This window comes from Mesorhizobium sp. M1E.F.Ca.ET.041.01.1.1 (genome assembly GCF_003997355.1).
Taxonomy (GTDB): Bacteria; Pseudomonadota; Alphaproteobacteria; order Rhizobiales; family Rhizobiaceae; genus Mesorhizobium.
This window is the reverse complement of the sequence record NZ_RZSL01000923.1, coordinates 1-1,631: the sequence shown is the minus strand read 5'-3', so window position 1 is coordinate 1,631 and position 1,631 is coordinate 1. Positions and strand designations below refer to the sequence as shown.

2 protein-coding genes are annotated in these 1,631 nt (G+C 60.9%); both read left to right on the top strand.

The window, feature by feature from the left end; genetic code table 11:
- The first annotated feature begins 34 nt into the window (after positions 1–34).
- Positions 35–325 (top strand): preprotein translocase subunit YajC, encoded by a 291-nt coding sequence (gene yajC / locus EOA38_RS35935; RefSeq protein WP_189435162.1) that lies wholly within the window; start codon positions 35–37, stop codon positions 323–325.
- Between the two features lie 55 nt (positions 326–380).
- On the top strand, positions 381–1,631 hold a 1,251-nt coding region (secD, locus tag EOA38_RS35930; RefSeq protein WP_127301445.1), incomplete at its 3' end, for a protein translocase subunit SecD.

The window sequence follows — 1,631 nt, the reverse complement described above, 5'->3', positions numbered from 1 at the left end:
GGCATACGCCCAAGGCGTCGGCACCTCGCCCGATATGTTCATCAGCATTTTGCCGTTTGTCCTGATTTTCGTGATCATGTATTTTCTGATCATCAGGCCGCAGCGCACGCAGCTGAAGAAGCGCCAGGAGATGCTGGCCGCGGTGCGCCGCGGCGATACGGTGGTGACCGGCGGCGGCTTCGTCGGCAAGGTGACCAAGGTGATCGACGACAATGAGCTGGAGATCGACCTTGGCGGCGGAACCAAGGTGACGGCGCTGCGCTCGACGATCTCCGACGTGCGCGTCAAGGGCGAGCCGGTGGCGAACCAGAACGCCAAGAAGTAATCATCACCTCGATGGCGGAACGCTGCCGCTTGTACGCCTGAACGGATAAGAACGAATGCTGTATTTCTCGCGCCTGAAGATGATCCTGATCTGGCTGGCTGTGGCCGTCACAGTGATCCTCGCCGCGCCCAATCTCTTCCCGGCAAGCACGCTGGCGCAACTGCCGAGCTGGGTGCCGAAACGGCAGATGACGCTCGGCCTCGACCTTCAAGGCGGCTCGCACATCCTGCTCCAGATGGATCAGAACGATCTGATCAAGGACCAACTGGAGACGACGCGCGACGAGATCAGGACCCTGCTGCGCGAAGCCAAGATCAACTATACCGGGCTTTCCGGCACCGGTCGCACCGTGCAGGTGCGCATCAGCGACCAGAACCAGGTCGATGCGGCCAAGGCAGCGCTGAAACCCATTACAAATCCGGTAAATGCCGGTCTATTCACCGGCGGCTCCGTTCAGTCGATGACGCTGGATGATTCAGAGCCTGGGCTGCTGAAATTTACCGTCACGGATGCCGGCCTCAAGTACCGGACCACAACGGCGTTGTCACAGGCAATCGAAGTTGTCGAACGACGCGTCAACGCGCTTGGCACGACCGAGCCGATCGTGCAGCGGCAGGGTGACGATCGCATCCTCGTTCAGGTGCCTGGCCTTCAGAACCCTCAGCGGCTTAAGGACATTATCGGCCAGACCGCCAAGCTGACGTTCCAGATGGTCGACACCTCGATGCCGGTCCAGGACGCCATGAAAGGCCGGCCGCCGGCTGGCGACTCGATCCTGTATTCTCAAGACGATCCTCCGGTTCCCTATTTGGTGGAGAACCGCGTCATCGTGTCGGGCGAAGACCTGTCGCAGGCGACGCCGACCTATAATTCGCAGACAAACGAGCCAGTGGTTTCGTTTACGTTCAATTCGCGAGGCGCCACCCGGTTCGGTCAGGCGACCCAGCAGAATGTCGGTAAACCTTTCGCCATCGTCCTCGACAACCAGGTCATTTCGGCGCCCGTCATCCGTGAACCTATTCTCGGCGGCACGGGGCAGATTTCAGGCAACTTCACAGCCGAGAGCGCCAACGATCTCGCCGTGCTGCTGCGCGCCGGCGCCTTGCCGGCCAAACTCACCATCATTGAAGAGCGCACGGTGGGTCCGGGCCTTGGTCAGGATTCGATCCATGCCGGCAAGATCGCGGGCGTGATCGGCTCGATCCTCGTCGTCGCCTTCATGTTCGTGGCCTACGGCTTCCTCGGCTTCCTCGCCAATGTGGCTTTGGCCGTGCACGTTGCGATGATCGTGGGGGCGCTGTCACTG

Bases quoted from the DNA above. Each gene is read 5' to 3' on its own strand.
- yajC (WP_189435162.1), top strand. From the start codon at position 35: ATGTTCATCAGCATTTTGCCGTTTGTCCTGATTTTCGTGATCATGTAT.